At 56.1% G+C, this 25,678-nt stretch carries 25 protein-coding genes and 2 pseudogenes; 13 read left to right on the forward strand and 14 right to left on the reverse strand.

What is annotated here, in order from left to right; all coding sequences use genetic code 11:
- Positions 1-6: 6 nt before the first annotated feature.
- From nrdE to HMPREF3178_RS11045, 4 genes are all read right to left on the reverse strand, one after another.
- Complete coding sequence (gene nrdE / locus HMPREF3178_RS11030; RefSeq protein ID WP_004104771.1) at positions 7-2,151, reverse strand: class 1b ribonucleoside-diphosphate reductase subunit alpha; 2,145 nt, start codon at positions 2,149-2,151, stop codon at positions 7-9.
- Positions 2,124-2,534, reverse strand: coding sequence for a class Ib ribonucleoside-diphosphate reductase assembly flavoprotein NrdI (nrdI, locus tag HMPREF3178_RS11035; RefSeq protein ID WP_004104769.1), 411 nt, complete (start codon positions 2,532-2,534; stop codon positions 2,124-2,126). The genes nrdE and nrdI overlap by 28 nt, the downstream gene beginning before the upstream one ends.
- Positions 2,531-2,776, reverse strand: a complete 246-nt coding sequence (gene nrdH / locus HMPREF3178_RS11040) for a glutaredoxin-like protein NrdH (protein WP_004104766.1) — start codon at positions 2,774-2,776, stop codon at positions 2,531-2,533. Before nrdH ends, nrdI begins: the two co-directional genes overlap by 4 nt.
- 183 nt (positions 2,777-2,959) lie before the next feature.
- Positions 2,960-3,391: a carboxymuconolactone decarboxylase family protein gene (locus HMPREF3178_RS11045; protein WP_004104764.1), complete on the reverse strand. Its 432-nt coding sequence runs from the start codon at positions 3,389-3,391 to the stop codon at positions 2,960-2,962.
- An 87-nt stretch (positions 3,392-3,478) separates the two neighbouring features.
- On the opposite strand from HMPREF3178_RS11045, the gene HMPREF3178_RS11050 reads away from it, so the two are divergent.
- Positions 3,479-4,840: a MocR-like pyridoxine biosynthesis transcription factor PdxR gene (locus HMPREF3178_RS11050; RefSeq protein ID WP_004104761.1), complete on the forward strand. Its 1,362-nt coding sequence runs from the start codon at positions 3,479-3,481 to the stop codon at positions 4,838-4,840.
- 69 nt (positions 4,841-4,909) lie between these two features.
- Here HMPREF3178_RS11050 and HMPREF3178_RS11055 read toward each other — a convergent pair whose 3' ends face one another.
- Positions 4,910-5,236 (reverse strand): DUF883 family protein, encoded by a 327-nt coding sequence (locus tag HMPREF3178_RS11055; protein WP_004104759.1) that lies wholly within the window; start codon positions 5,234-5,236, stop codon positions 4,910-4,912.
- 149 nt (positions 5,237-5,385) lie between these two features.
- Here HMPREF3178_RS11055 and HMPREF3178_RS11060 point away from each other — a divergent pair, with 149 nt between their 5' ends.
- Positions 5,386-5,736 carry a DUF2002 family protein gene (locus HMPREF3178_RS11060; protein ID WP_004104757.1) on the forward strand — a complete coding sequence of 117 codons (351 nt, stop codon included), beginning with the start codon at positions 5,386-5,388 and terminating at the stop codon, positions 5,734-5,736.
- A gap of 41 nt (positions 5,737-5,777) precedes the next feature.
- On the opposite strand, the gene alaE is transcribed toward HMPREF3178_RS11060, so the two are convergent.
- Positions 5,778-6,227, reverse strand: coding sequence for an L-alanine exporter AlaE (gene alaE / locus HMPREF3178_RS11065; RefSeq protein ID WP_004104747.1), 450 nt, complete (start codon positions 6,225-6,227; stop codon positions 5,778-5,780).
- A 704-nt stretch (positions 6,228-6,931) separates the two neighbouring features.
- Here alaE and stpA point away from each other — a divergent pair.
- Positions 6,932-7,333 (forward strand): DNA-binding protein StpA, encoded by a 402-nt coding sequence (stpA, locus tag HMPREF3178_RS11070; RefSeq protein ID WP_004104745.1) that lies wholly within the window; start codon positions 6,932-6,934, stop codon positions 7,331-7,333.
- A 46-nt stretch (positions 7,334-7,379) separates the two neighbouring features.
- Here the strand turns inward: stpA and HMPREF3178_RS11075 are convergent, their stop codons facing one another.
- From HMPREF3178_RS11075 to HMPREF3178_RS11085, 3 genes are all read right to left on the reverse strand, one after another.
- Complete coding sequence (locus HMPREF3178_RS11075) at positions 7,380-7,559, reverse strand: YodC family protein (protein ID WP_004104744.1); 180 nt, start codon at positions 7,557-7,559, stop codon at positions 7,380-7,382.
- 92 nt (positions 7,560-7,651) lie between these two features.
- Positions 7,652-8,173: a rhodanese family protein gene (locus HMPREF3178_RS11080; protein ID WP_004104743.1), complete on the reverse strand. Its 522-nt coding sequence runs from the start codon at positions 8,171-8,173 to the stop codon at positions 7,652-7,654.
- Between the two features lie 9 nt (positions 8,174-8,182).
- A complete protein-coding gene (locus tag HMPREF3178_RS11085) occupies positions 8,183-8,482 on the reverse strand; it encodes an ArsR/SmtB family transcription factor (protein ID WP_004104742.1) in 300 nt (99 codons plus the stop codon).
- A gap of 180 nt (positions 8,483-8,662) precedes the next feature.
- Between HMPREF3178_RS11085 and HMPREF3178_RS11090 the strand changes: the two genes are divergently transcribed.
- Positions 8,663-9,259 carry a phosphatase PAP2 family protein gene (locus tag HMPREF3178_RS11090; RefSeq protein WP_029496789.1) on the forward strand — a complete coding sequence of 199 codons (597 nt, stop codon included), beginning with the start codon at positions 8,663-8,665 and terminating at the stop codon, positions 9,257-9,259.
- Positions 9,260-9,278: 19 nt separating this feature from the next.
- Here the strand turns inward: HMPREF3178_RS11090 and HMPREF3178_RS11095 are convergent, their stop codons facing one another.
- Positions 9,279-11,054, reverse strand: coding sequence for a sigma-54-dependent Fis family transcriptional regulator (locus HMPREF3178_RS11095; RefSeq protein WP_004104735.1), 1,776 nt, complete (start codon positions 11,052-11,054; stop codon positions 9,279-9,281).
- 251 nt (positions 11,055-11,305) lie between these two features.
- Between HMPREF3178_RS11095 and HMPREF3178_RS11100 the strand changes: the two genes are divergently transcribed.
- The 9 genes and pseudogenes from HMPREF3178_RS11100 to HMPREF3178_RS11135 all read left to right on the forward strand — a co-directional run bounded on the left by HMPREF3178_RS11100 (position 11,306) and on the right by HMPREF3178_RS11135 (position 21,892).
- The gene (locus HMPREF3178_RS11100) at positions 11,306-12,826 is read left to right on the forward strand and encodes an acetaldehyde dehydrogenase ExaC (protein ID WP_004114686.1); all 1,521 of its coding nucleotides are present in this window, start codon (positions 11,306-11,308) and stop codon (positions 12,824-12,826) included.
- A gap of 663 nt (positions 12,827-13,489) precedes the next feature.
- On the forward strand, positions 13,490-14,086 hold the full coding sequence (locus HMPREF3178_RS11105) for a fimbrial protein (RefSeq protein WP_004104732.1): 597 nt from the start codon (positions 13,490-13,492) through the stop codon (positions 14,084-14,086).
- Positions 14,087-14,246: 160 nt separating this feature from the next.
- A complete protein-coding gene (locus tag HMPREF3178_RS11110; RefSeq protein WP_032692342.1) occupies positions 14,247-14,906 on the forward strand; it encodes a fimbrial biogenesis chaperone in 660 nt (219 codons plus the stop codon).
- Between the two features lie 25 nt (positions 14,907-14,931).
- Positions 14,932-17,475, forward strand: a complete 2,544-nt coding sequence (locus HMPREF3178_RS11115) for a fimbria/pilus outer membrane usher protein (protein WP_004104730.1) — start codon at positions 14,932-14,934, stop codon at positions 17,473-17,475.
- Between the two features lie 18 nt (positions 17,476-17,493).
- A complete protein-coding gene (locus tag HMPREF3178_RS11120) occupies positions 17,494-18,588 on the forward strand; it encodes a fimbrial protein (RefSeq protein WP_004104729.1) in 1,095 nt (364 codons plus the stop codon).
- A 154-nt stretch (positions 18,589-18,742) separates the two neighbouring features.
- Positions 18,743-19,537 (forward strand): CatB-related O-acetyltransferase, encoded by a 795-nt coding sequence (locus HMPREF3178_RS11125; RefSeq protein ID WP_004104728.1) that lies wholly within the window; start codon positions 18,743-18,745, stop codon positions 19,535-19,537.
- A gap of 36 nt (positions 19,538-19,573) precedes the next feature.
- Entirely contained in the window at positions 19,574-20,347 is a 774-nt protein-coding gene (locus tag HMPREF3178_RS11130) for a transporter substrate-binding domain-containing protein (RefSeq protein ID WP_004104727.1), read from the forward strand.
- A gap of 91 nt (positions 20,348-20,438) precedes the next feature.
- A pseudogene (locus HMPREF3178_RS29865) lies at positions 20,439-20,633 on the forward strand (SDR family oxidoreductase); the annotation flags it as partial.
- Between the two features lie 65 nt (positions 20,634-20,698).
- A complete protein-coding gene (locus HMPREF3178_RS11135; protein ID WP_017145517.1) occupies positions 20,699-21,892 on the forward strand; it encodes an MFS transporter in 1,194 nt (397 codons plus the stop codon).
- A 56-nt stretch (positions 21,893-21,948) separates the two neighbouring features.
- Here HMPREF3178_RS11135 and HMPREF3178_RS11140 read toward each other — a convergent pair whose 3' ends face one another.
- From HMPREF3178_RS11140 to HMPREF3178_RS11155, 4 genes and pseudogenes are all read right to left on the reverse strand, one after another.
- Positions 21,949-22,743: an SDR family NAD(P)-dependent oxidoreductase gene (locus HMPREF3178_RS11140; RefSeq protein WP_017145518.1), complete on the reverse strand. Its 795-nt coding sequence runs from the start codon at positions 22,741-22,743 to the stop codon at positions 21,949-21,951.
- A gap of 74 nt (positions 22,744-22,817) precedes the next feature.
- On the reverse strand, positions 22,818-23,750 hold the full coding sequence (locus HMPREF3178_RS11145; protein WP_017145519.1) for a 2-hydroxyacid dehydrogenase: 933 nt from the start codon (positions 23,748-23,750) through the stop codon (positions 22,818-22,820).
- Positions 23,751-23,755: 5 nt separating this feature from the next.
- Entirely contained in the window at positions 23,756-24,484 is a 729-nt protein-coding gene (locus HMPREF3178_RS11150) for a class II aldolase/adducin family protein (protein ID WP_017145520.1), read from the reverse strand.
- A 3-nt stretch (positions 24,485-24,487) separates the two neighbouring features.
- Positions 24,488-25,651 (reverse strand): annotated as a pseudogene (locus HMPREF3178_RS11155) (ATP-binding cassette domain-containing protein); the annotation flags it as partial.
- Positions 25,652-25,678 lie beyond the last annotated feature (27 nt).

Genomic DNA, 25,678 nt, shown 5'->3' on the forward strand with positions numbered 1-25,678 from the left:
TTCTCCTTACAGCGCGCAGGACACGCAGCCTTCGATTTCGGTACCTTCCAGCGCCAGCTGGCGCAGACGGATGTAATAGAGCGTTTTGATGCCTTTCTTCCACGCGTAAATTTGCGCTTTATTGATATCGCGCGTGGTCGCGGTATCGGGGAAGAACAGAGTCAGCGACAGCCCCTGATCGACATGACGCGTCGCCTCGGCGTAGGTGTCGATGATCTTCTGCGGGCCGATTTCGTAAGCATCCTGATACAGCGCCAAGTTGTCGTTGGTCATAAACGGCGCCGGATAATAGACGCGTCCGGTTTTCCCCTCCTTGCGGATCTCTATCTTCGACACGATCGGATGGATGCTGGAGGTCGCGTGGTTGATGTACGAAATAGATCCGGTGGGCGGCACCGCCTGTAGGTTGCGGTTATAGATGCCGTAGCGCATCACGTCATCGCGCAGCTGCCGCCACATATCGCGGTCGGGCAGGGTAATCGCGGAGCGGGCAAACAGCGCGCGGACTTTTGCCGTTTTCGGCTGCCAGTCGCCTTCCAGGTAGGGCCGGAAATAGTCGCCGCTGGCGTACCGCGACTGCTCGAATCCGGCAAAACGGGTCCCTCTTTCACGTGCTATCAGCATTGAAGTGCGCAGCGCGTGCCAGGTAATGGTATAGAAATAGAAATTGGTGAAATCCAGCCCTTCCTCGCTACCGTAGGCGATGCCCTCGCGCGCCAGATAGCCGTGCAGATTCATCTGTCCGAGGCCGATGGCGTGTGAAGCGGCATTACCCGCCGCGACCGACGGCACCGAACGGATATCGCTCATATCGGACACCGCCGTCAGACCGCGCACGGCAACTTCGACCGTGCGGGCAAAGTCGGGAGAGTCCATGGTGTGGGCGATATTCAGCGAGCCGAGGTTGCAGGAGATATCCTGGCCGATGCTGGCGTAATCCAGGTTTTCATCAAAGGTGGAAGGCGCGTTGACCTGCAGGATCTCCGAACACAGGTTGCTCATATTGATGCGCCCGGCAATTGGGTTCGCGCGGTTAACCGTGTCTTCAAACATGATGTACGGGTAGCCGGATTCAAATTGAATTTCCGCCAGCCGCTGGAACAGATCGCGGGCGCGGATCCAGCGCTTGCATACCCGCTCGTCGGCCACCAGTTGCGCATACATTTCGCTTACCGCGATATCGCCGAACGGTTTACCGTACAGACGTTCGACGTCGTAGGGCGAGAACAGCGCCATCTGCGCGTCTTCCTTCGCTAGCTGAAAGGTAATATCCGGAATGACGACCCCGAGCGAGAGCGTTTTTATGCGGATTTTTTCATCGGCATTCTCGCGTTTGGTATCGAGGAAACGCAGGATATCGGGATGATGGGCATGCAGATAGACCGCGCCGGCCCCCTGACGCGCGCCGAGCTGGTTGGCATAGGAGAAGGCATCTTCGAGCATTTTCATCACCGGTACGACGCCGGAGGACTGATTTTCGATACGCTTGATCGGCGCCCCGGCTTCGCGAAGATTAGAGAGCAGAAACGCCACGCCGCCGCCGCGTTTCGATAGCTGTAGCGCCGAATTCACCGCCCGGCCAATCGATTCCATATTATCTTCGATACGCAGCAGGAAACAGGAGACCAATTCGCCGCGCTGCTGTTTACCAGCGTTGAGGAACGTCGGCGTAGCGGGCTGGAAACGCCCGGAGAGGATCTCATCGGTTAGCTGGTGGGCCAGCGCCTCGTTACCCTGCGCCAGGCTCAGGGCCACCATACAGGTGCGGTCGGCAAAGCCTTCAAGGTAGCGCTTACCATCAAAGGTTTTCAGCGCGTAGCTGGTATAAAACTTCCATGCGCCGAGAAAGGTCTGGAAGCAAAAACCGCCGTTTTGCGCATAGGTAAACAGCTCAAGAATAAACTGGCGATCGTAGCGCGCCAGGACCCTGGCATCGTAATAGCCTTCGGCGACCAGCCACGTCAGCTTGTCGTCCTGGCTGGCGAAGGGCACGGTATTCGGCTCAACGTGGTTGGCCATAAACGCCGCCACTGCCTGGCGATCTTTGTCAAACGGGATGCGACCATTGCTGTCGTAGAGATTCAGCATCGCGTTGAGGGCATGGAAATCCGGCGCCTCGGTGGTTATACGTTCTGCGGTTGTCGTTGCCAAAATTCGCTTACTCCTTTACGCACGTTGTCGACATCTTGCGGGGTGCCCATCAGCTCAAAGCGATAGAGGTACGGTACGCCGCATTTCTGCTTGATGACGTCACCCGCCCGACCGTAGGCCTCGCCGAAATTGCGGTTACCCGCAGCGATGACGCCGCGAATGAGCTGGCGGTTATGCGGATCGTTGAGAAAACGGATCGCCTGGCGGGGTACTGCGCCCGCCGTGCCGCCGCCGCCATAGCTGGGGACGATAAGAATGTAGGGTTCGTCTACCTGAATGCGCTCGCGTTCGTTAAGCGGTATACGCACGGCGGGCAGCCCCAGACGCTGGACGAACCGATGCGTGTTTTCGGAACTGCTGGAGAAGTAGACGATCAGGCTCATAGGCTGGCCGCTGAGGCTGTTGGACGCAGGCGGTTAATCATATCGGGACGGAAGCCGGACCAGCGGGTCTCCCCGGCAATCACCACCGGTAGCTGGCGGAAGCCTTGCTCGCGCAGCATATCGACGGCTTCAGGATGATGGTCAATATTGACCATGTCGAACTCAAACCCGCGGGTTTCCATGGCCCGTTTCGTGGCATGGCATTGCACGCAGTCATTTTTAGTGTAAATAGTAATGCGCATGATTCGTATTTCCATTTAAGATAACAGCACGACGCAAAAACTGGCGCCGCGTGCTATGGGTTATCGTTGAAGGAAATACTAGATGTAGTTATTTAAAAGTTCAACAACTCAATATATATGGTTTTTGTAAAGACTGGCCCCCGAGGAAAGATCCGCCGGGGGACGGGATTTCTTACCGAAAAATTACAGACGCATGCTTACCGCCAGGCGGTTAAAGGCGTTCATCAGGCTGATGGCGAAAGTCAGATCGCTAATCTGCCGGGCGTTAAAATGATCGAGGAGCGGCAGATAAACAGCGTCTTCCGCATGGCTTTCGGCGATATGGGTGACCGATTCAGCCCACGCCAGCGCCGCGCGTTCCGCATCGCTGAAATGGGCGCTCACCCGCCAGCCTGCCAGGGCGTCCAGTTTGTTTTGCGCCACGCCGGATTGACGCAGGGCTTTGCTGTGCATCTCCAGGCAGAAGGCGCAGCCGTTGATTTGCGATACCCGCAAATACACCAGTTCTATCAGCGCGCCGTCCAGCTCGCTTTTTTCCAGCGTAATCTTGGCCTTAACCAGAGCGTTATAGACTTCCGGGCTCAGTTCATTGTACGGCTGACGTAGTGTGTTCATTTTACTCTCCTCATTAAGACGCGAGGAAAATAGCACTATAATGGACTGCATAAGATAGCCATATTGTGATGAAAAAAGCAGACCATGATGGATGCCAAAAAAATCCCGCATTACCAGCGTATCGCCCGACAGCTCAAGCAGGCAATTGAGCGCGGCGAGCTGGCGCCGGGCAGCAGGCTGCCGGCGAGTCGGGTCTATGCTCAGGAGCTTGGCGTATCGCGAGCAACGATTGAAAACGCCTGGGGAGAGCTGGTAGCGCAGGGCTGGCTGGAGCGGCGCGGGCAGGCGGGAACCTTTGTCAGCGATCGCCTCAGCCCACAGCAAAGCGTGCCTGAACGCTCTGTTACCGGCGATGAACCGACGGCGCCGCTGCCGCTTCAGCTTGGGCTGCCCGCGCTGGATCTGTTTCCACGCGGTCTGTGGACGCGGATCATGGGGCGCCGGCTGCGTACGCAAACGCGTTTCGATCTCGCGCCCGGCGATCCCTGCGGGGACCCGACGCTTCGGCAGGCGATCGTCGATTATTTGCGCCTGTCGCGCAGTATAGAGTGTCGTCCTGAGCAGGTGCTGGTGACGGGTAGCTACGCGGCGTCGATGAGCCTCATTCTGCGAACCCTGTCCCGGCCGGGCCAGCAAATGTGGATGGAGGATCCGGGATTTCCGCTTATCCGGCCGATCGTGAGCGGCGAAGGGGTGGCGATCTGCCCGGTTCCGGTTGACGAAGACGGAATGGATATTGGCTGGGCGCAGCGGCATTACCCAAACGCGAATTTTGCGCTGCTGACGCCGGCTCATCAAAGCCCGCTCGGCGTTGCGCTCTCATTGACCCGGCGCAGACAGCTCCTGCTATGGGCGGCGCAGAATAACGCGTGGATTATCGAAGATGATTACGATAGCGAATTCCGCTATCGCGGCAAGCCGCTGCCGCCGCTAAAAAGCCTCGACGCCCCGCAGCGCGTCATCTACGCCGGTGCGTTCAGTAAAACGTTTTTCCCGGCATTACGCGCAGCGTGGCTGGTGGTGCCGGAACCGCTGGTGGCGCAGTTTCGCCAACAGGCGGCGCTGATGAGCTGTAGCGTGCCGACGTTGTGGCAGCAGACGCTGGCTGATTTTATCCGCGAAGGCCATTTCTGGCGCCATCTGAAGAAAATGCGCGCCAGCTATGCTCAGCGTCGTCAGTGGCTTGAATCGGCGCTGCGGGAGCACGGTATCGCGGTGGTTCCGCAAGCGGGCGGCATTCAGATGGTCGTCAGGGTAAGCGGCGACGATCGTCAACTGGCCCTGCGCGGCAGACAGGCCGGTCTGGCCATCCAGGCGTTAAGCGACTGGCGAATGGATAGCCGGGGAGAAGGGGCGCTGCTGATGAGCTTCACCAATTTAACCTCAGCGGAGATGGCGGGCGAGGTGGTACGAAAGCTGACTCGGGCTCTCGCTTCTCAGGACAAATAAAAACCCCTGCATACCGGAGTAGGCAGGGGTGGACGCGTATTTGTTATCTTCATTGGTCTGACAGTTTTATTATCGACGTAAATTCAACAATACGCCAATAAATACCCCAACGGCTGCTGCAGCGCCAACGCTTTGCCACGGTTTGTCGCGCACGTAGCTGTCAGCGCAGCCCATGGCGTCGCATGCCGCCTGCTGAACGCGGTTGTTGCCGTTAAGGCGCGCGCGGGTCTCTTTTAGCAGCGCCTGCGCTTTTTTACGCGCGGCATCCGCTTCGTCTTTGGCGTCGCTGCCCCATGATTTCAGCACCTCTTCCAGCGTATCCGCTAATTGGCTGACATCGTTATGGATATCTTCAGCGCTCTCTTCTACGTTGTTGCGGTTTGCTCGGTTGGCCATTGGTTTCTCCCTTTATTCCATTGAGTCTATAAGTGTAGGACAAGATTTTGCTTTATGCTGTAAATCGCCCTTTATGGAATATTCCGAAAGCGTTGGCTTTAATGAATAAGGTAAGGTTAACGTGCGGTAAAAGATAATGAGGAATTAGTATGTATTTAAGACCCGATGAGGTGGCGCGAGTTCTTGAAAAAGCCGGCTTCACCATGGATGTAGTGACGCAAAAAGCCTATGGCTATCGCCGTGGCGATAATTATGTTTACGTGAACCGTGAAGCTCGTATGGGGCGTACCGCGTTAATTATTCATCCGGCTTTAAAAGAACGCAGCACTACGCTTGCGGAGCCCGCGTCGGATATCAAAACCTGCGATCATTACGAGCAGTTTCCGCTGTATTTAGCGGGAGACGCTCAGCAGCATTATGGTATTCCACACGGGTTCAGTTCGCGCATGGCGCTTGAGCGTTTTCTGAGTGGCCTGTTTGGCGAAGCGCAATACAGCTGACAAAAAGCGGCTGGCGGAACCAGTCGCTTTTTTGCATTAACTCAGGCTTTGGCCTGCTGGTAGGGACTGACGCGGAAAAGGCGTCGGCAGTAGTCGAGGAAGTAGCCGTACGCTGCGCCCATCATCATCGACACCACGATATTTGAACTTACCGCCGCGGCAATCTGATGCCAGTCAGCGCCGACAACCAGCAAAATCGCCACGTAGACCGGCGACTGGAAAGTCACATAGGCCACCACATCCGCAATGTTCTTCATCCAGCCTGATGTGCTGACGCGGCGCGCCTGGCGCATCGCAAAATCGCGATAAAAACCGTAGGGGACGGCAATAATAATGTTCACCGGAATCGCCACCAGTCTTGAAGATAACGACTGCTCGAAGCTCATTCCGGAGAGAAAGATTTCGATCATCATGTTCACAACGGTGCAGTAAACCACCATCGCAAAGGTGTCTGCTACCGCATGACGCAAGCGGGACTGCGCAGAGAACATCGGTGTGCTCCTCGAAAATGAAGTCGATAATGCCAAAAGATTCGCTTTTGTTTAGCGTTTTGGGTTGCCTGTTTTGATGTGCGTAGAGTATATCTCTGCATTAAAAGTGGCAACTAGCTATAAATTTTTATTTAAAGGCTTTTTGTCGATAAAATACTCTGCAACTGGCTGTTTTTTGTTCATTACGCTACTTTTGTTGTCATTGCTTCATTTTTTATTATTTATCAATGATTTGATTTTATTACGCGCAGAATGGACGATACCTCTGGCAATGGGTAACAGCGTCGTTTCGCGACAGAATCGGGTTCTGATGTGAACGGGGTCACTTTTGGAGTTTTTTACGTATCAAAGAGCATAAAACCAGCATGATATGCTGTATAACTCTCTGGGTGGCTATTCATAACTCATGCATGAATATTCCGTACAGACGCCTGCCGCATTTTGCCTGGCTAAGCGGAATATTCTGATAACTCGCTGAGCCTACAGGTATTACATCAAAGAATGGCCGCTATTCATATTGACCTATCTTTCAGCGCTTATTCATTGCTAATAATTACCCTGTTATCGGTTTGTTTATCATATTTGTTGTCGCTAAGTGAGGATGGATATACAGAATTATCCAGGGCTGGAAATAAATAATCGAATCAATTAAACTATTGCCGTCACTTTTGTTTTATTTGCTATTTGGGAATTTTTTGAAATATATGTCATTACTATTAGAGAAACTGAATAATATTCGTTCACTCCGCGCCATGTCTCGTGAATTCTCCATTGACGTGCTTGAAGATATGCTGGCAAAGCTAAGGACCGTCACTGAAGAAAAACGCGCTGAAGAGCAGGCTGCTCAGGCACAGCAGGCGGAATATCAGGAAAAAATAAACACCTGGCTGGAATTAATGACCGCTGACGGTATCACCCCAGAGGAATTAGTGGGCCACGCGACCGCGACTTCAAAAGGCGGCAAAAAGCGCCAGCCGCGTCCGGCTAAATATCGTTTTACCGATCATACCGGCGCCGAGAAAACCTGGACCGGGCAGGGACGTATGCCGAAGCCGCTCGCTAAAGCCGTCGCTGAGGGTAAATCCCTTGAGAGCTTCCTGATCTAATATTCAGAACGGTGGGGAAACCCACCGTTATTTTTACCCGGCTTAATCAGCACACGCCAAAATCGCCGTCTTCTTTATAAGCCGTTACCTCGGTTGCTTTCAGCGTATATTTCTCCCCCTGCTCGTTACCGGCCTGAACGGCAATAATGCTGTCGCCCTGGACTTCAACGACTTTGAGTTTTGGTCCGCCTGCGCGCGGCTGTACCAGGTCACCGACTGTAAACATACTTCTTCTCCTGTGTGCTAATAAAAATCATCGCTGACAATAACCATAGCTCAGCAAAAGCGTTATCAACAGCTGACCGAAAGAGGTAGGGGTTAACGACGATTCCAGGGCATCAGCGCCAAAAGCCGCGCCATGCCGCAAAAGCCGGTGATACCGGCGAAGGCGAGTCCGGCGCCGACGAATGCGCTAAGCAAAAAAAAGCCGCTGTTAACCGCATAACCTAAAGCGACGCCAAGCAAAATCAGGACGCCTGCGGCGATTTGAACCTGACGCATCAGCGGTAGCGGCTGTGATTTATCCTCTTCCACCGGCAGACCTGCCGCTTTCCAGGCCTGTATTCCACCAGCCAGCAGCCTGGCCTGCGCCGGCGCGGCGGAGGCGGCCAGACGGGCGGCGTTATTCTGAGTGCGCGAACCTGCCTGACAGTGAAAAACAATCGTCTCCTCGGGGCTGGCGTGCAGCGCTGCGCCTTTGTTCAAGGTTTCCAGTGGGACGAGTTGTGCGCCGGGAATATGCTCACGGGCGTATTCATCGGCATCGCGGATATCGACCAGCCGGGCGCCTCTGTCGATGAGCGCCCGGGCTTCGGCGGGAGAAAGTGTAGCGATAGTCATAGACGCTCCTTAAGGACAGTAAATTGACTTTAGCGCGGTGACGATTTGCTGCACCGCTGGCCGGGTAATGAAGTAGTGGATCCGCTGCGCCTGACGCTCGCAGCCGATCAGCCCTTCATCGCGCATTCGCGCCAGATGTTGAGATGTGGCGGAGGGGCTTAATCCGGTGATCCGCGCCAGCTCGCCGGCGCTGGTGCCCGGCGAATCGCACAGCATGCACAGAATCAAAAGCCTGCTGGGATGGCTCATGGCTTTCAGCAGCGCGGCGGCTTCGCCCGCGCTGGCTTGTAGCTGTTCTGGTGTATTCATTTATTTTAGTCTTTTCTAAATTTAGTAAATTCTAAAATAAAAAAGCGCATTACGCCAGTCATGAATGTTGTGAGGCTAAATAGCCTGGCTGAATCCATGACGATTCTTTGGCTCCGGGTTAAGCGTAACTTAAGCCAGGTCAGCGATAATGACGAAAATATGACCGCACGAGCTACCGCCATGAACGCACTGGAAACCTTAAATCAAAGCCTCTTTTTAGCACTGAATGCCTCGCCCGGCTCACCGGACGCGATCCTGTTATTGGCTCGGGTTGCTGCGAGCGGAACGATCTTCATGGTGCCGGCCGTTCTGCTCTGGCTGTGGTTTTCCGGAGGGCACCAGGGGCATCGACAGGCGCTGTTTTGTAGCTTGAGTATTCTTATCGCGCTGGGGCTGGGAGCCATCTGCGGAATACTGTGGTTTCATCCGCGTCCGTTTATGATCCCTCTGGGCCATACCTGGATAGCTCATCCGGCGGATAACGGTTTTCCGAGCGATCACGGTACGGTGATGTTTAGCGCCGCTTTGGCTTTATTGTCTGCGCGCGCACGGGCAGTTGGGATACTGTTGCTGCTGGCGGCGCTGGCCGTGGCCTGGGCGCGGATCTTTCTTGGGGTACATTTCCCGCTGGATATGGTGGGGGCGGTATTTATTTCAGCCTGCGGCGTCGGTAGCGCGCAGCTTGTCTGGCAGGGCGTCGGGCGACGATTAACCTCCCTGTGCGAAACGATAAGTAAACGCCTGTTCGCCTGGCTACCGCCGCGCTTCATGCCCTGACGTAATCTCCATGGCTGGCTCACTGGCCTCCGCGGCGGGCGGCGCGGCGATAGAGCGTACTGCGTGCGACGCCTAAAGCCTGCGCGGCCTTACTGATATTGCCGTTATAGCTTGCCAGGGTGTCGGCAATCAGCTGCGCATCGTGCTGCTGTAGCCCACCCGGCGCGGCGGTCGGGGTTCGGTACTCATGAGGCAAATCATCGACCCCCAGCGTTTCACCATCTTCGGCAAGCGCCAGCAATACTCTCATCAGGCTTTGCAGCTGGCGCACATTGCCTGGCCAGGGCTGAGCCGCCAGCCGTTGTATAACCTCCGGGGCCAGCGTGATGCGACGTTTCTCTCCGCCCTGCTCGCGCCACAGCCGCTGAATAAACGCAGGCAGTTCAGGCCACTTGCGCAGCGGCGGCAGCGTCAGGGCAAACTCACGCAGGCGGTAGAGCAGGTCTTCGCGGAAGACGCCTTCGGCCACCCGCTGCGCCAGGTTGCGATGGGTCGCGCAAATGACCGCGAAGTTCACCGGCGAGCTCCGGCTGGCGCCTAGCGGCGTGACCTCTTTCTCCTGCAAGACCCGCAGCAGCCGGGTCTGTAGCGCTAACGGCATATCGCCAATTTCATCAAGAAAAAGAATGCCGCCATCGGCCTCGCGGATTTTGCCGATATAGCCGTTTTTGTTTGCCCCGGTAAACGCGCCGGGCTGGTAGCCAAACAGTTCTGATTCAATTAGCGATTCCGGAATAGCGGCGCAGTTGATGGCGACGAATTTGCCGCTGCTCCAGCGGCTGTGCCGGTGCAGCGTGCGGCTGACGTACTCTTTGCCGCAGCCGGTCTCTCCTTCGATACATAAGCCAATCCCGGCATTAAGCAGACGCAGCAGCTTTTCTGATTCATGCGGGCTGGAGAACGGCAGATCGAGTGCCGGGCGCGCGGTCGTCGCCACGCTGGCGGTCGCGGGAGCACGCAGACGGTAATAGTAGTTGTGCCCTCCGACGGCGACCGGCAGCGGGATACTAACGGCGGTTTGCCGCAGCTGCGAAAAAAGCTGCTGGAAAGTGAGATGACCAAACCGGGCGGCGTCGAGGTCGAATTCGCGCATCGCCAGCCGGTTAGCCGCCGTCAGCACGTTATCGGTAAAGACCAGCAGCCGTTCGTCTACGCTGTCGAGTTTTTCCGCCCGGGGATGCAGGCTCATCAGCCACTGCTGCGGGTGCAGACTCTGTTTCACCCATAGATATTCTATTTGCTTCGCGGCGCCTTTTACCCACGCCAGCGTCCGGGCGTGCGGATAGTGGGCCGGGCCGGAGATATCCAGCACCCCGGCTATTTTCCCCTCGGGATTTTGCAGCGGTACGGCGGCGCAATACAGGCCCTGGTTGCTGGTGAGGAAATGCTGACGGCCATCAATTTCGCAGCTGTCGTCTATCGCCAGCGCGGTGCCGATGGCGTTGGTTCCGCGTCCGCTTTCGCTCCACAGGTTGCCCGGGGCTAAAGCGAAGCGCTGCGCTTTCTGCATGGCCTGCGTCTCACCAAAGGTTTGCAAAACCAGTCCGCTGGCGTCAGAGAGGATCACCACCGATTGCAGATCGTTGACCTTGCTGGACAAGGCATTAACCACCGGCTGGGCCAGCTTTTGCAGACGACTATGGCTGGCGAGCCTGTCGGCCAGCTCGCTGGCGTGCAGGCGAGGGAAGTCGTCAGTAGCGGGGTCGATGCCATAGCGCTGGCTGCGGCACCAGGAGTCGCTCAGCAGCGGGCTCGCTTTGATCTCTGGCGTCAGGGCAAATGGATTTCCTGGCACGGGACACCTCGTCATCTCACTAGTGTTGCAATATTGTAGCTACAAGGTTTTGTTAGTGTTGCGATTTGCAACACATAAGGAACATTCAGTGCAACAGAAAGCGAGATTTATAGGCTATCAATATGAAAAATAGAAATATTTTTGGTGGCGAAAAAGGTGGCACGCCCCCTGCAATGGTCTGAAGACGCAGCGAGCCGCCGGACAAAACTAATACGCCGCTGCGCTTCAACCCTACATGAAGGAGATTCGCGATGCGTTATGCACATCCTGGCACGCCGGGCGCTTTGGTTTCACTGAAGTCTGCTTACGGTAACTTTATTGATGGTAAATTTGTCGAGCCGATTGGCGGCGAATTCTTTATGAACACCTCCCCGGTCGACGGTAGCAACATTGGTCAGTTCCCGCGATCGGATGCCAAAGATATCGACTTCGCCCTGGATGCGGCGCATCGGGCCGCCGACGCCTGGGGCAAAACGTCGGCTCAGCAGCGCGCCAATCTGCTGCTGCAGGTTGCCGACCGTATTGAGGCCAACCTCGAGTATCTGGCGGTGGCGGAGAGCTGGGATAACGGCAAACCGATCCGCGAAACGCTCAACGCCGACCTGCCGCTGGCGGTCGATCACTTCCGCTACTTCGCCGGCTGCCTGCGCGCGCAGGAAGGGAGCACGGCGGAGATTGATGAAACGACGGTGGCTTACCATTTCCATGAGCCTCTTGGCGTGGTCGGACAAATTATCCCGTGGAACTTTCCGCTGTTAATGGCCGCCTGGAAACTGGCGCCGGCGCTGGCGGCAGGTAACTGCGTGGTACTAAAACCGGCGGAGCAGACGCCGCTAAGCATCACGCTGCTGCTGGAGATTATTGGCGATCTGTTCCCGGCGGGCGTCCTTAACGTGGTTCAGGGTTTTGGCAAGGAGGCGGGCGAAGCGCTGGCCACCAGTAAACGCATTGCCAAAATCGCCTTTACCGGCTCGACGCCGGTTGGCCGCCATATTATGGCCTGCGCGGCGGAAAACATTATCCCTTGCACCGTTGAGCTGGGCGGTAAATCGCCGAACATCTACTTTGCCGACGTGATGGAGGGGGAAGAAGAGTATATCGAGAAGGCGGTGGAAGGCCTGGTGCTGGGCTTCTTTAACCAAGGGGAGGTTTGTACCTGCCCGTCCCGCGCGCTGATTCAGGAGTCTATTTACGAACCCTTTATGGCGCGGGTCATGGACAAAGTGGCGCAAATTCGCCGCGGCGACCCCTTTGACACCGGTACGATGATCGGCGCGCAGGCGTCACGTCAGCAGTTCGATAAAATACTCTCGTATATCAAGATCGCTCGCGATGAAGGCGGTACCATCCTGACCGGCGGCGAACGCGCCAGCATCTCTGCCGAACTGGATAACGGCTACTATATTCAGCCGACGCTGATTCAGGGACGCAACGATATGCGCAGCTTCCAGGAAGAGATTTTCGGCCCGGTGATTGGCGTGACCACCTTTAAGGATGAAGCTGAGGCGCTGTCTATCGCTAATCAGACCCAGTTCGGCCTTGGGGCTGGGGTGTGGACGAGGGATACCAATCTTGCCTATCGCATGGGGCGCGGCATAAAAGCCGGCCGGGTGTGGACCAACTGTTATCACATCTATCCTGCGCACGCCGCATTCGGCGGTTACAAACAGTCCGGCGTAGGGCGTGAAACGCATAAAATGGCCCTCAACGCATACCAGCAGACGAAAAACCTGCTGGTCAGCTACGGTACCGCGCCGCTGGGCCTGTTCTGATCGAAGCCTGCTATTTATTCATTTTTCAATACCGCCCGCAATCTTGTTTGATTGCGGGTTTTTATTCCATAAAAAAAGTACTGTTATTGCTTTTGCGTCCAGCCGCTTGCCGCTTAAAAAAGCTTCTTCCATATTGATTATTAATAATTACTCACGTGATTATTGATTATTCGTTTACGAAAATAAGATTGAACGCAACCTAAGATTAATCCTAATATTTAATAAATGCCGCGCGTGCTCACGGATTTATTGCCGCAAAATAGCGGCTAAATTCGTTGCGTTTGTTAAATTGTGCAATCCAATGTTGCGATTTGATGTTATTGTATCGTGATTTTTGGTTGCGTTAATTAACAAAAAGCGCAATGTCTTTAATATTATTTTTATATGTGAAATAAAACAGCATTTCATTAACATAACAAAATATTGCGATTTGTAATGGGTAGGGATAGTATTTATTTGTTCCCTGAATAAATGGTTAGTCAATTTCGCTAAAAGCACTTTTTATTTTATTACGCATGATCAATTGAGCGGCACGGGTTTTTTCCTGATGGCCTGCGGACGGAACGCCAATACTATTAACATGGAGGATCTGTATGCAGATTTGCGCGGCCTTAAGCCTTAGCGCGGAATCTGTAAAAATATAAGTTAGAGATGAGATAAATAATGAAAAAGCAATTTCGTATTATGGCAATGTTTGTCGGTGCTCTGGTGTCTGGCAGCGCATTATCCACGCCTTCACAGCCGGCCAGTTCGGCAATGACCGTGAATCCCGGCTCGAATGCGGGCACGCAAGGAACGGGCGGTCAGGTGGAATTTACCGGCTCTATTACCGACTCCTCCTGTAATGTTGATAGCACCAGCGCGAATCAAAGCGTCGATCTGGGAAAATGGGCGAGCAGCTATTTTACCGGCACGGGTTCAGAAACCACCAAAACCTCCTTTCATATCAAAGTCAAAGATTGTCCTTCCACCGTCACCACCGTCTCGGTGCTGTTTGACGGTACCCGCGATAGCAACAATAGCGATCTACTGGCGATTAACGGTACCGCAAAAGGGGTAGCGATTAAGCTGTATGAAGATGACAAATCGACGCCGGTTGAGCTTGGCGACGTTTCTCGCGGCCATAGCGTTACCGCCGGTGCCAGCGGCACCACTACCGGAACCGCCGATCTCGAATTCTTTGCTGACTATGTCTCGACCAGTGCGGTTACCGCGGGTTCTGCCAACGGTACAGCTAACTTCAATATGGTTTACAACTAATAAAATAAAAGCGGGTAACGCTACGGTTATTAAAGCTTGCCCGGGCCGGGCAAGGCGTTAGCTTCTGCCTGGCTGAAAGACGGGCGCCCTGGTTTATCCATATTTATTATCAGGCTTTGTTACTGATACCCGCTTTTATTATTCCCGGACGGTAATGATTATGAAACGAACGATCGCCGCGCTAGCCTTGTTAATATTATCCACCGCGGCCCACGCCGGTATTGTCATGGGAGGAACCCGGGTAATCTATCAGGAAGGGAAGCGAGAGGCCGCAATATCAGTTACTAATGCAGATAGCCATTCGCCTTATCTGGTGCAATCGTGGGTGGAAAATTATGCGGAGAATAATAAGAGCCGGGTGCCGTTTATCGTTACGCCGCCGTTATTCCGGCTCGATCCAGAACAGCAGAACGTGTTGCGTATTAATTTCATTGGCGCAACGCTGCCCGCGGATCGGGAATCGGTATTTTGGCTCAATGTAAAAAGTATTGCGCCAACGAAAAAAGATGAAGTGAATAAGCTACAGGTCAATATTAAATCAAAATTTAAAATCTTCTATCGCCCGAATGGCCTGACGGGTGACCCAGCCGATGCATGGCGCAAGCTGACATTTAAAATTGACGGCTCACGGCTGGTAGCACAAAACCCGACGCCCTATTTTGTTTCATTTTTTACCCTTTCGGTGGGCGGCAAGGAGATTACTGAACCCGGCATGATTGGACCCTTTAGCCAGCAAGAGTGGCCGATTCATCGCACCGGCATTATTAAGTGGCGCGCCATTAATGATTTCGGCGGGATGACGGATTTCGCGCAACAGTAATTTTGCTTCGTCTGGTCAGGATATTGTGAAAAATAACCCCTCTGGTATGACTTCCGGTTATACGGCGATCGCTGCGCCAACCGGCGGGATTTCATTATTAGCGACGGTGCCGACGGCGCTTTTCCTGCTTTGTCAAAGCGGCATCGCGCGGGCGGATGAGTACTTCGATCCGGCGGCCTTAGAATTTGCCAATCCGCAGCAAAAGACCGCTGACTTACGCTATTTTGCAAAATCAGGCGGCCAGCAGCCGGGGACTTATTCAGTCAGCATTTGGGTGAATAATCAGGAAATAACCCGGGGCGAGGTGACGTTTATCGACAGCAACGGCGCGCTGCAGCCGCAGTTAACCCCGGCGCAGCTGGCGGAATATGGCGTGAACGTCAGCGCTTTTTCTGCCTTTCAATCGCTGCATGAGGGGCAAGCGTTCACCCACATCGAGCGCTACATTCCTGATGCCAGTAGCCGTTTCGATTTTGCCGATCAGCGCCTGATCTTAAGCATTCCCCAGGCGGCCATGAACGTCCAGAGCCGCGGATACGTGGATCCAGCGCGCTGGGACGACGGTATCCCGGCGGCGTTTGTTAACTACAACCTGACCGGGTCGCAAACCCGGCAGCCGGATGACAATAGCCAATCCAGCTATCTGAACCTACGCAGCGGGGTTAACCTTGGGGCCTGGCGCCTGCGCAACGTATCGTCGATGGAGTACGATCGCACCCGGCGCTGGAATTCGCAGAGCACCTGGCTACAGCGCGATGTGAAATCCCTCAAAAGCCTGCTGCGAATGGGCGATACCTTTACGACCGGCGACGTTTTTGACAGCGTGCAGTTTCGCGGTATTCAGCTAATGTCCGATGATGAAATGCTGCCGGACAGCCAGCGCGGCTTCGCTCCAACGATCCGCGGGATGGCGCATAGTAATGCCAAGGTGACGATATCCCAGCATGGCTACGTGATCTATGAAACGTTCGTCTCGCCGGGGGCGTTTGCAATAAACGATCTCTATCCGACGGCGCAAAGCGGCGACCTCGAAGTCCAGGTGAAAGAGAGCGACGGTTCGGTGCGAACCTTTACGCAACCTTTTTCAGCCGTACCCTTTATGCTGCGCGAAGGGCGGGTTAAATACAACCTGAGCGCCGGGCGCTTCCGTTCAGCGCAGCGCCAGGGGCAGTCGCCGACGTTTTTACAGGGCACGCTGTTTTATGGGCTACCGGCTGAATTCACGCTCTACGGCGGTAGCCAGCTGGCGCAGGATTACCAGGCGTGGGCGCTTGGCGTCGGGCGCGGTTTGGGCGAACTGGGGTCGATCGGAGGCGATGCGACGTGGGCAAACACCACAGCGCCGTCGGGAAAGCGCTCGGCAGGTCATTCGGTGCGCGTGCAGTATCAGAAGGATTTTGCCGGCACGGGGACTTCATTCAGTCTCGCCAGCTATCGCTACTCCTCCAGCGGCTACTATGACTTCAGCGAAGCGAATACGCTTGAAAGCCGCAACGGGCTGCTCGACAACAAGCGCAGCCGCGAAGAAATATCGCTTTCTCAGGCCTTTGGCGGTATCAGCAGCCTGGCGATATCCGCCTGGTCGCAGGAGTACTGGCACAGTCATAGCCGCGATGAAACGCTGCATCTCGGATTTTACAGCGCCTGGCGAGGCGTGACGTGGGGCGTGGGTTATTACTACACCCAATCATCCGATCGACAAAAAGCCGATCGTTCGTGGTCCTTTAATCTGAGCGTTCCGCTTTTCGGCCCGCTATCCGAGAGCGCGATCAGCTACAGCACGACCTCCGACAATAGCGGACGTACTTCGCAGCAGGCGTCGCTGTTCGGTTCGCTTCCACATCATCCCAATCTCTACTACTCCCTCCAGCAGGGCTACGTTAACGGCGGCCAGGGCAGTAACAGCAGCGCCGCACTGGATTACCACGGCGGCTACGGAACCGCGCAGCTTGGCTATCGCCACGATAGCGCCAGTCAGCAGCTTACCTGGGGCGCATCGGGCTCCGTTGTCGCCCATCCTCATGGCGTGACGCTCGGGCAGACCGTCGGCGAAAGCTTTGCCATCGTGCGCGCGCCGGGCGCTGCTGAGGTGGCGATTCAGAACGGCAGCAATGTGCATACCGACTGGCGAGGCTATGCGGTGGTGCCTTCGCTGACGGCCTATCGCAAAAATACCATTACGCTTGATACCGAATCGCTGGCCGACGATGCCGATGTCGAACTTGAAGGACAGACGGTGATCCCCGGCGGCGGGGCGGTGGTGCAGGCGAACTACCAGACCCATATCGGCAGCCGCGTGCTGTTTACCCTCAGCGATAGTCACGGGCCGCTGCCGTTCGGCGCCAGCGTTCGCTTGCGGAAAGCTGAAGACGATCCTGGCGGGGCCCCGGGCGGCATGGTGGCCGATGGCGGGCAGGTCTATCTGAGCGGCATTCCGCAGGAAGGGACGCTGGATGTTGCCTGGAATGCCGACAACATCTCACGGAGATGCGCGCTGCATTTCCATCTTACCGATACCGTACAGCAGAGGCAGAGTCCGGTTAAAACCGTCTCTGGCTTCTGCCAGTAGGTCTGCACAGAGGTGATTTTGCGCATAGTATCGTTTTTATTCCTGCTGATAGCGGGCATCTATAGCCACAGCGGCTGGGCGGAAACCTGCAAAGGGGATATCGGCCAGATGACCGTTAACGTCCAGAATATCAAGTACCTGCCCACGCTGCCGCTGAATACGCAGATGACCGGCGTGATGGCGGATAACGGCAGCGGGATTCATTTCTCCTGCGATCTTCAGGTGCCGAAAGCGGCGGCAAAGCGTCTGGTTTATCGGCAGCTAAAAACGGCCTCATCGCCGCTTTCCATCGGCGGTCAGCACGTGTTCCCCTCGGCGCTGGAGGGTATCGGATACTCACTGGGCTTCCAGTGCAGCGGCGGCGCGGTTCGCTTTATTGATGGCAGCCACGCGGCTGATAATGCGGAATCCGTGACGGTGTGTGACAGCCAGGAGATGGCTAACCTGCTGAACCAGCAGCAGATTGTGGTGAAAGTCTTTGTGACGTTTTATAAGACCGGGGACGTCGCCCTGGTCAGCGGTAACCACGCTAACGTTCCGGCGCAGCCGCAGATTGGCGAACTGACGATCCAGCAGCAGGCCGACAGCCGCGCCGGTTTTGTCGCCAGCTCGCCGGTCACGCTCGATATGGCGGCGCTGAACGTCGATATCGGCAGCAGCGGCAGCTGTCAGGTTTCAACCACGAATATTCACGTTAGCCTGGGGACGGTGAATAAAGCGGAGTTCAAGGGCAAAAGCACCACCGGCGGCAGCGCGAAAAGCTTCTCCATACCGGTCTTTTGCTCCACGCCAACCGATATCCGCATCGGCTTTTTTGGCGTCACCTCACCAGGCGGCGGTACGGATACCCTCGCGTTAAGCAAAGCCAACGCCTCTGCGAGCGGGGTGGGCGTCAGGCTCACGTACGGCAATAACAGCGCCCCGGCGCCTGCGGCAGGGACCAGCGTCAAAATCAACGAGGCCAGCAATCTCCCGGTGCTAAAGCGGGTTAACGCCAGCAGCGCCGGCAGCGCGGAGAATATCAACTTCAACGCCCAGTACGTTCAGACCGATGATGCGGTGACCGCCGGCACCGCCAATAGCATGGTGACCTTTGCGCTGGAGTATAACTGACGATCGCAGGCGATTACGGCCCAACGCTTTCGCGTTGTAGCTCACAAAAAAGAGATGTCATAGTGATTTTTCGCGCGGCGAGCGGATCGGTACGCTATCAATGATCGAGAGATGAAGCGGCTGACCGGGAATACTTTGGTGCGGGAAATCGATCATGAAAATCACCTTTGGGGAGCTTAAACCCCTGTTGCAGGCGCAGCGAATTTTTGTCGGCGGGCAGAAGCTGGTCTGCGCCCACGCCTTTTACCGTGACGATCTGCCGATCGAGATACCGGAAAATTTAACCACCGAGGCGTATACCACCTACTGGGGGCGCTGCGGCGAACGGCTGGCATCATTGGGCGCTTTTAGCTATACGCGAACCCTGCTGCCGGCGCTGATTAAAGTGGGGCGCTACACATCGATTGCCGACCGGTTACAGGTACTTGGCGATCGGCATCCCCTGGAGTGGGCCAGCGCCAGCCCGGTTTTTTATGCCCATCACTCCGGCGTGATGGCGACGCTGGCTGCCGATAGCGGCAGGCCCAACCAGTTTTATCCTTTTGAAAAAACTCCCCGACCGATAACCATCGGCAACGATGTCTGGATTGGCCAGAACGTCACTCTGGCGCAGGGCATCACTATTGGCGATGGCGCAGTTGTCGCCGCCAACGCGCTGGTGGTCAAAGATGTCGCGCCTTACGCCATAGTCGGCGGTAACCCGGCGAAAGTTATCCGCATGCGCTTTAGCGAGGCGATTATCGAGCAGCTGCTGGCGCTACGGTGGTGGCGTTTTTCCGCCCAGGATATTGCCGGCTGTCCGGTTAATCAGGTTGAGCGCTTTTGCGAGCAGCTCGCCGGGCAAGCGGCCGACGGAACGATCTCGCGTTTTTCGCCGCCGGTATTGACGGCATCCATGATTAAAGATTTTATGAACGATAAACAGAATCCGCTGCGCAGCGCAGGATAATCATAAAACGGTTCACATTTGAACAAGGATATAAAGATGAAGTTGAAGTCAGGTATTGCTTTCGTCATCGCTGCTGTCGCCTTCGGCGCCCAGGCGCGCGACATGAACAGCATTCAACAAAGCGGCGAACTTAAAGTCGGCGTACCGGGAGATTACGCGCCGCTGGCGTTTCATAATAAAGCCGGAGAACTGCTGGGATACGATGTTGATATGGCGAAGGATCTCGGCAAGCGGCTTGGGCTAAAGGTAAGCTTTGTGCCGACCAGCTGGCCAACGCTCTCTGCGGACCTGAAAGCGGATAAGTTTGATATTGCTATGGGCGGGGTGACGGAAACTGCGGCCCGGGCGAAGGAATTTGCCTTAAGCCAGCCGGTCGTGCCGAACGGCAAAATTGCGCTGGCTAACTGCGCGGCGGCGCCCGCTCTCGGCAGCCTGGAAAAAATCGACCAGCCAAACGTGAAGGTGGTAGTGAACCCGGGCGGCACCAATCAAAGCTTTGTGGATGAACATCTCAAGCAGGCGCAGATTATTCGGGTGAAAAATAACGTGGATAACCTTGAAGCGCTGCGGCAGAAAACGGCGGATATGATGGTAACCGACCTGATCGAAGGCGTGTATTACCAAAGCAACGAACCAGGCGTGTTTTGCGTGGCCAATGAGCAACCCTTCCCGGGCACCGCCAGCTTCAAAGTCTATATGATGAATAAAGATAACCCGCAGCTGCTGGAAAAGGTAAATCAGTGGCTGGATAGCCAGGACAAAAATGTGCTCAAACAGAAGTGGCGCATCCATGACCAGGTCAACCCATAAAACAACAAAGGTTTTCTATGGCGGGGTCAGCGGCAGAAAATCAGCGTTCCCGCTCTCCGCCAGCACATCGTGAAGCAGCCAGTCATGAAACTATCAAGCCTTTATATCTGAAGATGCTGTGAAGGATGTGATGAGTAGCTTCGACGGCTTCCATCCTATTGGCCGCGTCGGTACGCCTGACGATATCGCGCAAACCGTAGCGTTTCTGCTTAGCGATAGCACCCGCTGGGTGACCGGCGCGGTATGGGATATTGATGGCGGCGTGATGGCTGGTCGAAATGCCTGATTACGTTCATTATGTCATCCTGGGCGTTGGCATAACGAAAAATGAATTCAGGATAATGAGAATCTATGAGCGCTGAAATGACGTTGCCCGTCAGGCAGCAAAACCAGAATATTGTTCGCCTGGCGACGGCGCAGGCGCTGGCTGGGGCAAACTCGGTGGTGTTCTACGCTACCGGGGCGATTGTTGGCAACGCCATCGCGCCCTCTCCAACCCTGGCCACGCTGCCGATTACCATTTTTGTTCTGGGCATGGCGGCCTGTATTTTGCCGTTTGGCGCGCTGGCCAGAAGGCGCGGACGCAAAACGGTGTTTATGGTCGGGACCGGCGCCGGTATGTTGACGGGACTGCTGGCGGCGACGGCGGTGGTCATGAGTTCGTTCTGGCTATTCTGCATCGCGGCCTTTTTCGGCGGCGCCTATGCGGCGGTGGCGGTTTCCTTTCGCTTTGCCGCTACTGACGGCGTCAGCGGCGAACGGCGAGCGCGTGCGCTCTCCCTGGTGATGGGGGGCGGAGTGGCGGCAGGGGTCATCGGTCCGATGCTGGTGACCGGCACCATGAATCTTTGGCCGCCGCACACCTTTGCCATGACCTTTATTGCTCAGGGGCTGGTGGCAGCGGTATCGGCGTGGGTATTACTGGGAGTAAAAACCGCCGAACCGGCGGCGCAGGCGAAGTCCGGCGGGCGTCCGCTGGGCGAAATTGTGCGCCAGCCCGGGTTTTCCCGAACGGTATTTAGCGGCGCAATCGCCTACATGGTAATGAACTTCCTGATGACCGCCGCACCGCTTTCCATGCATATGCACGGCCTGTCGCAGCAGGCGTCGAATCTGGGTATCCAGTGGCACGTAATCGCCATGTACGGTCCCGGATTTTTCACCGGCAAATTGATCGCTCGTTTCGGCGCCCGGCGTATTAACGCTGCCGGGTTGATTCTGCTGGCGCTCTCGGTGATGGTTGGCCTGGCCGGTATTGATGTTATGCACTACTGGCTGTTGCTGATCCTGCTGGGCATCGGCTGGAATTTTGGTTTTACCGGCGCGTCGACGCAGATTATGGATTTCCACCGACCGGAAGAAAAAAACCAGGTGCAATCGCTGAACGATTTTATCGTTTTCGGCGTCATGATGATTGGCTCATTTTCCTCGGGCGCGTTGATGAACCTCTTCGGCTGGAACGCCGTATTGTGGGGATCGCTGGTCCCGGTTGTGGTTGCGCTGGCGCTGTTGCTGGTCGGCAAAAGGGCAGCGCGCAGGCGCTAACTTTGCTCAAGATAAACGCCTGCGCGCTGAACGTTTTGTTATCCGCGCACAGCGCGTCAGACGATATCATCCACTACGCCGCCATCCACGCGCAGCGCCGCGCCTGACGTCGCCGAAGCCTGAGTCGAACAGACGTAAACCACCATACTGGCGACCTCTTCTACCGTGGCCGCGCGCTGAATCACCGAACTGGGGCGGTTTGCCATCACAAACTCTTTGGCCAACTGCTCCAGCGATTTGCCGGTTTTAGCGACTTCGTCTTTCATCATCTCGGCAAAGCCATCCGAAAGGGTCGGTCCCGGCAGGACGCTGTTCACGGTGACGCCGCTGCCGGCAACATATTTCGCCAGCCCGCGGGCCAGCGATAGCTGAGCGGTTTTAGTGACCCCGTAGTGAATCATATCCGCCGGGATGTTGCGTGCCGATTCCGAAGAGATAAAAACCACCCGACCCCAGCCTTTCTGTACCATGGCCGGTAGCAGCGCGCGCGAAAGACGAACCCCGGACATCACGTTGGTTTGCCAGTATCTTTCCCAGGTTGCATCGTCGGTGGCATAGAAATCCTGCGGGCCGTAAATACCCGCATTATTCACCAGTATGTCGATGCCGTTTACTACTTGTATCAGCTGATTCACGCCTTCTGCGTCGCTCAGATCGGCTATCGCCGGTCGGGTCTTCGCGCCGGGAACCTCGCTCTGCAGGCGGGCAATGGCCGCATTCACGCTACGCTCGCTGCGGCCATTCACGATCGCTTCCGCACCGCTTGCCGCCAGACCTTTGGCGATGGCGAAACCAATGCCGCCGGTGGAGGCGGTAACCAGTGCAACTTTCCCCGATAGATCAATATTCATGCTGCCAGCCTTATTTTTTATTGGACAGACCATTAAGCGTAGCAGCGGATATTATGCTTTTGACGTTTTCGGGCTTAATAACCACTCTGTTTGTTCACCCGGTTTTTCAGCGGCAGCGCCCGATGTAGCCGCTGGATGTTATCCAGCAGCTGGCGGGCGATCGCCTCCGTCTGGGCGATGGAGGCCATATGCGGCGTAATTGCTACCTGCGGGTGTTGCCACAGCGGGTCTTCCTGGGGAAGAGGCTCGACGGGGAAGACGTCGAGCACCGCGCCGGATAACTTGCCGCTATCCAGCGCCCGGATCACGTCCTGGTTCACCATATGCTCGCCGCGGCCGCAGTTTATCAACGCCGCGCCGTTGGGGAGCCGATCCAGTAAAGGGTGGGCGAGGATACCTCGCGTCTGCTCGGTTAACGGCAGGACGTTGATAAGCACATCCAGCTGACCAAGAAATTCACCGGCCAGCGCGTCGCCGTGAAAGCAGCGCACGCCGGCAAGGGATTTCTCGCTACGCGCCCAGCCGGAAACCCGATACCCCATCCCGGCGAGCTGCGAGGCGATATAGCCGCCAATTTCACCGAGGCCCATGACGCCAACGTGATAATCGGCCGCCGCGCGCTGCGGATACATCTTCCAGATGCGCTTGCGCTGGTGAGCCAGCGCCCGGTCAAAGCGGCGCTGAAACCACAGCACGCCCCACAGCGCGTATTCAAACATGCCGTGGCGAAAATCATCGTCAACCACCCGGCAGAGCGGAACATCGCTGGCGAAAATGCTGGCCGGGAGATGATCGACGCCGGCGGACGCTGCCTGGATCAGCTTTAGCTGCGGCGATCGCGCCAGGATCTGCGGATCGGGAAACCAGCAGCAGGCGTATTGCGCCTCGCGAGCGGCGGGGTGGTCAGGCAGGACCGCTTTTGCCTGCGGAAATGGCGCGAAAGCGGCGCAAATCTCCTGGGCATATTGAGGATCGTTACAATCCACGACGATAGTGAACGGAGTCATAGGCGTTAACTCTTATAAGAAGTATCAAGACGGTCGAGGCGACGCAGCCACGCCTGCCACACCAGCTGGCGTTCATGTTCGACTCCCTTCAACTGCTCGCAGGCGTGCTGGCTCAGGCGATCGGGGATCGTATGAATGGAGCCGAGCGAAGCCAGCTGCGCGGCGGCCATCTGGATTTCACAGGCGCGGTTCAGGTAATACATGATGTAAAACGCGTCGGCGACGGTGCGGCCGACCGACAGCAGGCCGTGGCTTTGCAGGATCAGGGCGATATTCTCGCCGAGCGAGCGCTGGATCCTCACGCGTTCATCGAGATCGAAGGCCACGCCTTCATAAGGATGATAACCGACGCGTTGATAAAACTCGGTGCTGATCTGGTTGATCTGCAGCAGCCCTTCCGCACAGGCGGCGACAGCCATCCCCGGCAGCGTGTGGGTGTGGATCACGCAGTGGGCGTCTTCGCGAGCCATATGGACCGCGCTGTGGATTGTAAAGCCCGCCGAGTTTGCCGGTGCGCTGCCTTCGACGACTTTGCCCTGCATGTCGACCACGATTAAGTTGCTGGCCGTCACTTCATCAAACATCATGCCGAAGGGGTTAATCAAAAATCGCGGCTCGCCGTCGCCGAGCAGGCGAACGGAGAAGTGGGTATAGAGCGTGTCTTCCCAGCCGAACAGCGCCGCCAGACGATAGGCGCCCGCCAGCTGCTGGCGTAATTCCAGTTCAGTTGTCATTTATTACACTCCCATAAATTCACGAATGCGGGCCAGGGACGGTTCGGCGGCATCGCTGCGAATACGCTGCGGCGGCACATCGCTCTGCACGACGCCGTTTTCCATCATCACCACCCGATCAGAAATCGATAAGGCGAAGTCCATCTCGTGGGTCACGATCAGCATCGTCATGCCTTCACGGGCGAGGGACTGAATGACCTTGAGTACTTCGCCAACCAGCTCCGGGTCCAGCGCCGAGGTGGGTTCATCAAACAGCATGATGTCCGGTTTCAGCGCCAGGGCGCGGGCGATGGCCACGCGCTGCTGCTGACCGCCGGAGAGCTGGTACGGGTATTTTTCGGCGTGCGCCAGCAGACCGACGCGATCCAGCAGCCAGAGCGCCTGCTCTCTGGCAGCGGGGCGGTCAAGAAGCTTGTGATAGAGCGGGGCGAGCATCACGTTATCCAGCACCGTACGATGAGGAAAGAGGTTGAAGCCCTGAAAGACCATGCCGATGCGGCGCACGCCCGCGCGCATTTGCTGTTTATCGATAATGGAGGCGCCCTTCAGATAATCTTCGCCGTAAAGAATGATCTCGCCGCCATCAATGCTTTCCAGAGCGTTGATGGTACGGATCAGGGTGGTTTTGCCGGAGCCGGACGGGCCGATGATGCTGATCACCTCGCCGTTTTCTACTTTCAGGTCAATCCCCTTCAGGACGTGGTGCTGGCCCCAGGATTTTTCGATACCCTGCAAATCGAGCGCCGGCGGGTTGCCGCGGGCGGACTGCGCTTTTGTTGTCTGCACCGGCGGCTTCAGGTTTTGACGCAGGGTTTCGCATTCCGTTTCATTGAGCGTTTGCGGACGTTTGCGCTGAATATCCAGCAGGTTTTCCAGCGCCCGGAAGAGCCAGGTAAAGGCCGTGACCACCATGACGTAATAGACCGCGACCGCCAGCAGCGTCTCCATTACGAGAAAATTCTGCGCGTACAGGCGCTGGCCGGTCAGCAGCAGTTCCGGCAGCGAAATAACCGACAGAATCGAGCTGAGCTTAATGATAGTGATATATTCGTTGATCAGCGTGGGCAGGGAGATACGAAACGCCTGCGGAATAATAATTAAGCGCTGAATTCCGATAAAGCTAAAGCTTAAGGCATGCCCGGCTTCGCTTTGCCCTTTAGCGAGGCTTTGTTGAATAAATCAGATTTCGGGTAA

It is taken from the genome of Klebsiella sp. HMSC09D12, from assembly GCF_001808475.1.
GTDB classification, from domain to species: domain Bacteria; phylum Pseudomonadota; class Gammaproteobacteria; order Enterobacterales; family Enterobacteriaceae; genus Klebsiella; species Klebsiella oxytoca.